This window comes from Lentzea aerocolonigenes (assembly GCF_000955955.1).
GTDB lineage: Bacteria > Actinomycetota > Actinomycetes > Mycobacteriales > Pseudonocardiaceae > Lentzea > Lentzea aerocolonigenes_A.
Map to the genome: position 1 here is coordinate 1 of NZ_JYJG01000056.1, position 7,414 is coordinate 7,414.

Below are 7,414 nucleotides of genomic sequence, written 5' to 3' on the forward strand. Positions count from 1 at the left end.
TGTGTATAAGAGACAGCCGCTCGCAGCAACCCGGGCTGGTCGTCCGCCTGGGCCGCCACGAACGGCATCACCCCGCGCACAGCACCGGAAACCGCTGCCGTGGCGGGAAAGTAGACCGCGACCGTCACCGCGAAGCCTGCCAGCGCGCCGGTTCCGAACCTGCCGAGCGCCGCCGTGGTGACGAGGGCGCTCAGTGAGACGGCCACCATCGACAAATAGAGCGGCAGCGCGACGCGGCTGATCCGCCTGGCGTCGCTAAGCAGCATTCCGCAGTGCGTTGTAGCTCTTGAAGAGCTCGTCCCACGCCTTGCCGCAGCGGGAGTTGAGCTGACCGTCGGCTGTCGTGCCACCCGAGGCGAACCACGGCTCGCACGGCTTGATGTCGGTGAGGGCCTTGCGGACCTGCTCGATGGCGGAGCGGCTCTGCGGTGGCAGCTTGTCGGCCCGCTGGGAGACCTCGTCGATCACGCCTGCCACGTCCGGCATGAGGTGGGCGCAGTTGTCCACGCTCTCGACAGGTTCGCCGCGCAGCCTCGGGATGCAGGCGGTGAGCAGGACGCCGATGGAGTCGAGCCGGGGTTGCAGCTCCGGCAGCGGGGAGGCCGACGACGAGGTCGGAGCTGGGGTGATCGTGGGCAGGGACGTCGTCCCGGTACCGCATCCGACCAGTAGGAACACCAGCGCAATGGCGGAAGAGCGCATGACCCCACAGCGTAGCCACCCGCGAAAACCGCCAGAGCCGGGGTGGCTCTGACGGCAGTTTCAGGCGTGGAGACCAAGCAACACGGGCACCCGCGAAGCCGCCAGAGCCGAGCGACTCCGGCGGCTTTCAGGCCCGAAGATCAGGCCCGCGGCTCAAGCCTTGATGTACGACTTGGCGCCGTCCGGGAAGCCGAGGGCGGCCGTGTCGCGGACGTCGTCGGTCACGACGGCCGACTTGCCCTTGCAGCCCGGCTCGGACCAGATCTTGACGCTGCCGTCCGTGGTCAGCGACGGGAAGCCGCCCCGCAGGTCGTTGCACTGCGCCTCGGGCTTCACGCCGGTGGCGAAGTTGGTGCCGCTGAAGTCGTCGAAGTTCTTGCCGCTGAAGAAGGTGACGGAGCCGGCCGGCTTCGCACCGGGCGCAGGCGCGGGGGTGGTGGCCGGCGACTCGGCGGGCGCGGTGGCGCGCTTGCCCTCGGGGTTGATCACGAACCACTTGTTGCCGACGTTCTGGCCCTTGATGTCGCCGGCCTTCTCGTCCTTGGTGAACAGGTAGATCGGGCGGCCGCCGATCGTCACCTGGGTGGTCTTGCCGTCCTCGCGCTTGATGAAGCCGATGTTCTCCCGCTTGATTCCGGGGAAGAACAGCCTGGTGCCCTTGGTGACGGTGATGGGCGTCCACGTCTTCTCGCAGTCACCGTTGCAGTTGGACACTCCGCCGCCCACCGGATCGTCGCTGAACCAGTAGACGGTGCGGCCGGCGCCGTTCACGACCGCCGGTTCCAGACCTCCTGCGTTCGCAACGCGAAGCTCGACCCACTTGAGCCTGACCTCGGGCGCCGCGGCCGCCGGGGCGCGGTCGCCGGTGGCCTTGTCGGCCTTGTTGGAGTTCGCCGTGCCGCGCAGGAAGTCCACTTCGGACTGTTCTGCGCCGGGTTGCTGTGTCTGAGCCTGCTCCTGGACCGGAGCGGCGGTACCGGACTGCCCGGAACCACAGGCCGTCAGAGCGACGGCACCGAACGCGACGAGGGCAGCAAGGAACCCGACATTGTTGCGACGCATGGGGTTTCTCATTCCTGAGTGGACGATCATCAACCTGTTCGCCACCAACACGTGCGGCCCTGGGGAGCGGTTCAACGTGAGAGCGCGATCACACCGGCTTTTGCAGCCGCCCGGTACCGTTGGGACCGTGAACATCAGCCTGAGCAGCGAGTTCGCTGACGCAGTGCCCGAGATGGCGGTCGCGTGGGAGGCGGTACCGGTACGAGAACCGGTCCTGCTGGCCCTCAACGAGCCTCTCGCGAAGGAACTCGGCCTCGACCCGGCCTGGCTGCGCGCCGACGGGTTGTCGTTCCTGGTGGGCAACGAGGCGCCCGGCGTGGCCCAGGCGTACGCGGGCCACCAGTTCGGCGGCTACTCCCCCAGGCTCGGCGACGGCCGCGCGCTGCTCCTCGGCGAACTGCGCGACTCGGACGGCGAACTGCGCGACCTGCACCTCAAGGGCTCCGGCCGCACCCCGTTCGCCCGTGGCGGCGACGGTCTGGCCGCGGTCGGCCCGATGCTGCGCGAGTACGTCCTGAGCGAGGCGATGTTCGCCCTGGGCATCCCCACCACCCGCTCGCTGGCCGTGGTCAGCACCGGCGCCACCGTCCAGCGCGAAGAACCGCTCGCCGGGGCCGTGCTGGCCCGCGTGGCTTCGTCACACCTGCGCGTCGGCAGCTTCCAGTACGCCCGCAACACCGGCGACCACGACCTGCTGCGCCGCCTCGCCGGCCACGCCATCGCGCGCCACTACCCCGGCAGCACCTACCTGGAGCTGTTCTCGCAGGTGGTGGCCGCGCAGGCGTCGCTCGTGGCGCGTTGGATGCTCGTCGGCTTCATCCACGGCGTGATGAACACGGACAACATGACCATCTCCGGCGAGACGATCGACTACGGCCCGTGCGCGTTCATGGAGGCTTACGACCCGACGACGGTCTACAGCTCCATCGACCATCGCGGCCGCTACGCCTACGGCAACCAGCCGATCATCGCCCAGTGGAACCTGGCCCGTCTCGCCGAGGCCCTGCTGCCGTTGTTCAGCGACGACGAGGACGAGGCGGTCAAGCTGGCGCTCAAGGTGCTCGGCACGTTCGACGAGCACTTCGAACGCGCCTGGATGGGCGGCATGCAGGCCAAGCTGGGCGTAGCCGTGGACGTCAAGCCGCTGCTGAAGGACCTGCTCGCCCTGATGCACGCGAACCACATCGACTTCACGACGTTCTTCTGGAAGCTGTCCGCGGCCGCACGGGGGGACGCCGAGCCCGCGCGGTCGCTGTTCCTGGACCTGGCCGGCATCGACGCCTGGATCGCGCGCTGGCGTGCGCTGAACCCGGACGCCGACGCGATGGACCGGGTCAACCCCGTCTACGTCCCGCGCAACCACCTCGTCGAGGAAGCGCTCGCGGCAGGCGCGGACGGCGACCTCGAACCGCTTCGACGACTGCTGGACGCCGTGACCTCGCCCTACGGGGAACGCCCTGGGCTGGAGCGCTACGCCACGCCCGCCCCGCAGGACTTCACCACCAACTACCAGACCTTCTGCGGGACCTGATGAAACTGCAACCCGTCGGCCACGTCGAGTCGCCGCTCACCGACCGCTCGTCCGCTCCCAAGCAGGGTGACGAGGGCGCGCCGGACGCGTGCATCGTCTTCGCGCCGGAATACGCACGGGCGATGGCCGAACTAGCCCCCGGCCAGGACGTGCTGGTGCTGACCTGGCTCGACCGGGCCGACCGGTCGGTCCTGGCGGTGCACCCGCGCAGCGACCTCGAACGTCCGGCGACCGGCGTGTTCTCGACCCGTTCGCCGGACCGGCCGAACCCGATCGGCCTGCACCGGGTCCGGATCGTCGCGGTCGAGGGGCAACGGGTGCGGGTGGCGGAGCTGGAGGCCCTTGACGGCACGCCCGTGGTCGACGTCAAACCGGTGCTGGGTACCGAGCGCTGAAACGGGTACCCACCAGGCATGACGCAACCAGTACCGCCACCGGAACCCGTTCCGACCACGCCGGGACCGGACCAGCCGAGGCCGCCCGGCCCCGACCCGGATCCGCTCCCGCCCATGCCCGAACCGGTGTAGCCGGAGCCACCCGTTCCTAGGCCTTCACCAGCTGCCGCGCCGCCTCCACGATCGCCTCGGCGTCGATGTGGGCGGCGTGCAGGAGCTCGCCGGGCTTCCCGGACACCGGCATCTCGGTCACCGCGAGCTTGCGCACCGGCGGCCGGTCAGCACACTCGGCCAACGCGTCGAGCACGGCATCACCGAGCCCACCCTCGAGCCAGTGGTCCTCGACGGTCAGCACGGCACGCGTCTGCGCAGCCGCGTCCACCAAGGTCGGACGGTCGATGGGCTTGATCGAGTAGCAGTCGATGACCCGAGCCCTGACTCCCTCGGCGTCCAGCACCTCCGCGGCCTTCTCCGCCTCGCCGACGGTGATCCCGCACGCCACGATCGTCAGGTCGTCGTCATCGCTGTTGAACAACACCCGGCTGCCACCGACGCGGATGTTCTCCTCAGGCGAGGTCCGCACCGGCGTCCTGCCGCGCAACGTCCGGACGTAGGAAATCCCTGGCAGCGTGGCCATCTCCGCGACCAACGCCGCGGTCTGGTTGGCATCGGACGGGTGCAGCACAGTGCTGCCGTGGATCGAGCGGAACATCGAGACGTCCTCGAGAGCCATCTGCGACGGCCCGTCCTCCCCGATCGACACACCCGCGTGCGAGCCGCACAACCGCAGATCCGCGCGCGAGACCGCGGCCATGCGGATGAAGTCGTGCGCACGGGTCAGAAACGCACCGAACGTCGACACGAACGGCACCCAACCCCGCGCCTGCAGGCCGACCGCGGCGGCGACCATCTGCTGCTCGGCGATGAACATCTCGAAGTACCGCTCGGGATGCGCCTTGGCGAAAAGCGCGGACATAGTCGAGTTCGACACCTCGCCGTCCAGCACGACGACGTCCCCGCGCAGCCCGCCGAGCTCGGTCAACGCCTCCCCGTACGCCTGGCGGGTCGCGATCTCCTCGCCGATCTCCCACCGCGGCAGCGAGCCGCCGACAGTCGCGAACCGGCGCGGAGTACCGGGTGCGGGTGTCTTGACCTGCACCGAGACGGAGTGGTTCCCGCCGAGCTCGGAGACGGCCCCGGCCGGGTCCTCCAGGGGTTTGCCGTGCTTGCCGGGCTGGTTCTCGACGGCGGCGACGCCGCGTCCCTTGCACGTCCGAGCGATGATCACCGACGGCCGATCGGTCACGGACACCGCCTGCGAAAGAGCAGCATCGATGTCGTCCAGGTCGTGGCCGTCCACCGGAATCGCCTTCCACCCGAACGCCTCGCACCGCGCCACGTAACCGTCGACATCCCAGCCGAGCATGGTCTCGCGGGTCTGACCGAGCCGGTTCACGTCGATGATCGCCGTGAGGTTGTCGAGTCCCGCCCAGCCTGCGTGCTGGAACGCCTCCCAGATCGACCCCTCGGCCATCTCCGAGTCACCGCACAGCACCCACACCCGGTACGGCAGCCCGTCGAGCCGCTTGCCCGCCAGCGCAAGGCCGACACCGACCGGTAGACCCTGGCCGAGCGAGCCCGTGGCGACGTCGGTCGGCGGAATTCGGGGCGTGGGATGGCCTTCCAGCCTGCTGCCGAACGAGCGGAAGCTCAGCAGCTCGTCATCCCCCACTGCCCCAACGGCTTTGAGCATCGCGTAGTAGAGCGGTGAAGCATGTCCCTTGGAGAACACCAGGTGGTCGTTGGCCGGGTTGTCCGGGTGCGCGTAGTCGAGCTTCAGGTAGCCGTCGAGCAGCACGGCCATGAGGTCCGCCGCGGACATCGAGGACGTCGGGTGGCCGGAGCCGCCCGCGTCGCTGGCGCGCACAGAGTCGACCCGGAGCTGCTGGGCCAGTGAATGACGGAAGTCGTTGTGCGGCAAAGGTCACCTCCGAGCTGGTTGCAGGCTGTCGAAGAGCTTCTGGTACGAGTCCGCGAACTTCCGCACGCCCTGGCGTTCGAGCGTGTCGGTGATGTCGCGGTAGCTCAGCCGGATCTCGGCGAACCGTTCGAGCACGCGCCGCGCCTCGGCCACGCCCTGTGTGAGCGTGTCGGCGATCCGGCCGTGGTCGAGGAAGGCCTCGATCGTCTTGCGGGGCATGGTGGTCACGGTCTCCTGGCCGATCAGCTCCTCGACGTACCGGGTGTCGCGGTAGGCCGGGTTCTTGGTCGACGTCGATGCCCACAGGCACCACTGCGGCGTCGCGCCCGCCTGCGCCAGCTCCTGCCACGCCGGTCCGGAGAAGATCTCCAGGTACTGCTGGTAGGCGAGCTTGGCGTTGGCGATCGCCAGCGTGCCCTTCAGCACCTCGTGACCGTGCCGGGCGTCCAGCCGCGCATCAGCCTCGGTGTCCACTCTGGACACGAAGAACGACGCCACGGACGCGACCTCGGTGAGGTCACCGCCACGCGCGTTCAGCCGGTGCAGGCCGCGCAGGTATGCCTGGGCGGCCTCGCGGTGCCGGTCGAGCGAGAACAGCAGCGTGACGTTGACCGGGATGCCGCGAGCCACGCAGTCCTCGATCGCGGGCAGGCCCTCCCTGGTGCCGGGGATCTTCACGAACAGGTTCGGCCGGGAGATCATCTCGTGCAACCGCCGCGCCTCGTCGATCGTCGCCTCGGTGTCGTAGGCGAACCGCGGGTCCACCTCCATCGACACCCATCCGTCGCACGGCGAAGTGCCCTTCCCCGCCAGCAGGTCGCAGGCGTCGCGGACGTCCTGAGCGGCGAGGGCGAGGAAGATCTCCTTCGGGTCGTCCAGGTCCAGTTCGCGCCTTTGCGCTTCGTAGGCATCACCGCTGCTCATGGCGTCCTGGAAGATCGTCGGGTTCGACGTCACGCCGAGCACCCCCGAGCCGACCAGGCCGGCCAGTTCGCCTCCGCGGAGCAGTTCTCTCGACAGCTGGTCCATCCACGGACTCTGGCCGCGCTCGGCCAGGCCGTGCAGTGCGGTGCGCATGGCAAGTCCTCTCTGATGGCACTTTTCGAGTACCCGTGCGCGGGGTAGCCACACGCATGACCGCCCTGAGGCCGACGCCGGTCGTGCCGCATCCGGGCGTCGCGCGCCGACGCCCCAAAGGTGCTGTGTTCCTCGCCCTCCTGCGCACCACGGACCCCAAGCAGATCGGGATCCTCTACCTGGTCACGTCGTTCGTGTTCTTCATGGCGGGCGGCGTGATGGCACTGCTGCTACGCGCCGAACTGGCCCGTCCGGGCCTGCAGTTCCTCTCGAATGAGCAGTACAACCAGCTGTTCACGATGCACGGCACGATCATGCTGCTGCTCTACGCGACGCCGATCCTGTTCGGGTTCGCCAACTACGTCCTGCCGTTGCAGATCGGTTCACCGGACGTGGCGTTCCCGCGCCTGAACGCCTTCTCCTACTGGCTGTTCCTGTTCGGCGGCCTGATCGTCATGAGCAGCTTCGTGACGCCGGGCGGCGCGGCGGACTTCGGCTGGACCGGCTACACGCCGCTGTCCAGCGCCGCGCACGCTCCGGGAGTCGGCCCGGACCTGTGGATCATGGGGCTGGCCGTCAGCGGTCTGGGCACGATCCTGGGCGCGGTCAACATGACCACCACGATCGTGTGCCTGCGAGCGCCCGGCATGACGATGTTCCGGATGC

At 69.0% G+C, this 7,414-nt stretch carries 8 protein-coding genes; 3 read left to right on the plus strand and 5 right to left on the minus strand.

All coding sequences use genetic code 11. The annotated features are described in order from the left end of the window. The 3 genes from UK23_RS10265 to UK23_RS10275 all read right to left on the minus strand — a co-directional run. Positions 1-266, minus strand: a 266-nt coding sequence (locus UK23_RS10265) for a hypothetical protein (RefSeq protein ID WP_045311193.1), incomplete at its 3' end; no start/stop codon positions are given. Further along, positions 256-702, minus strand: coding sequence for a hypothetical protein (locus UK23_RS10270; RefSeq protein ID WP_045311194.1), 447 nt, complete (start codon positions 700-702; stop codon positions 256-258). The genes UK23_RS10265 and UK23_RS10270, both read right to left, overlap by 11 nt. Before the next feature lie 153 nt (positions 703-855). Continuing rightward, positions 856-1,764 carry a hypothetical protein gene (locus tag UK23_RS10275; RefSeq protein ID WP_045311195.1) on the minus strand — a complete coding sequence of 303 codons (909 nt, stop codon included), beginning with the start codon at positions 1,762-1,764 and terminating at the stop codon, positions 856-858. Positions 1,765-1,891: 127 nt separating this feature from the next. On the opposite strand from UK23_RS10275, the gene UK23_RS10280 reads away from it, so the two are divergent. Both UK23_RS10280 and tsaA read left to right on the plus strand, forming a co-directional pair. Then, on the plus strand, positions 1,892-3,295 hold the full coding sequence (locus UK23_RS10280) for a protein adenylyltransferase SelO (RefSeq protein ID WP_045311199.1): 1,404 nt from the start codon (positions 1,892-1,894) through the stop codon (positions 3,293-3,295). After that, the gene (tsaA, locus tag UK23_RS10285; RefSeq protein WP_156213002.1) at positions 3,295-3,690 is read left to right on the plus strand and encodes a tRNA (N6-threonylcarbamoyladenosine(37)-N6)-methyltransferase TrmO; all 396 of its coding nucleotides are present in this window, start codon (positions 3,295-3,297) and stop codon (positions 3,688-3,690) included. The genes UK23_RS10280 and tsaA overlap by 1 nt, the downstream gene beginning before the upstream one ends. Before the next feature lie 148 nt (positions 3,691-3,838). Here tsaA and UK23_RS10290 read toward each other — a convergent pair whose 3' ends face one another. Together UK23_RS10290 and tal are read right to left on the minus strand one after the other, a co-directional pair. Further along, on the minus strand, positions 3,839-5,671 hold the full coding sequence (locus UK23_RS10290; RefSeq protein WP_045311196.1) for a transketolase: 1,833 nt from the start codon (positions 5,669-5,671) through the stop codon (positions 3,839-3,841). Positions 5,672-5,674: 3 nt separating this feature from the next. Then, positions 5,675-6,748: a transaldolase gene (gene tal / locus UK23_RS10295; protein WP_045311197.1), complete on the minus strand. Its 1,074-nt coding sequence runs from the start codon at positions 6,746-6,748 to the stop codon at positions 5,675-5,677. A gap of 56 nt (positions 6,749-6,804) precedes the next feature. On the opposite strand from tal, the gene UK23_RS10300 reads away from it, so the two are divergent. Beyond that, on the plus strand, positions 6,805-7,414 hold a 610-nt coding region (locus UK23_RS10300; RefSeq protein ID WP_196777684.1), incomplete at its 3' end, for a cbb3-type cytochrome c oxidase subunit I.

Coding starts and splice junctions, on each gene's coding strand:
- UK23_RS10270 (WP_045311194.1), bottom strand. CDS start 702: ATGCGCTCTTCCGCCATTGCGCTGGTGTTCCTACTGGTCGGATGCGGT.
- UK23_RS10275 (WP_045311195.1), bottom strand. CDS start 1,764: ATGCGTCGCAACAATGTCGGGTTCCTTGCTGCCCTCGTCGCGTTCGGT.
- tsaA (WP_156213002.1), top strand. CDS start 3,295: ATGAAACTGCAACCCGTCGGCCACGTCGAGTCGCCGCTCACCGACCGC.
- tal (WP_045311197.1), bottom strand. CDS start 6,748: ATGCGCACCGCACTGCACGGCCTGGCCGAGCGCGGCCAGAGTCCGTGG.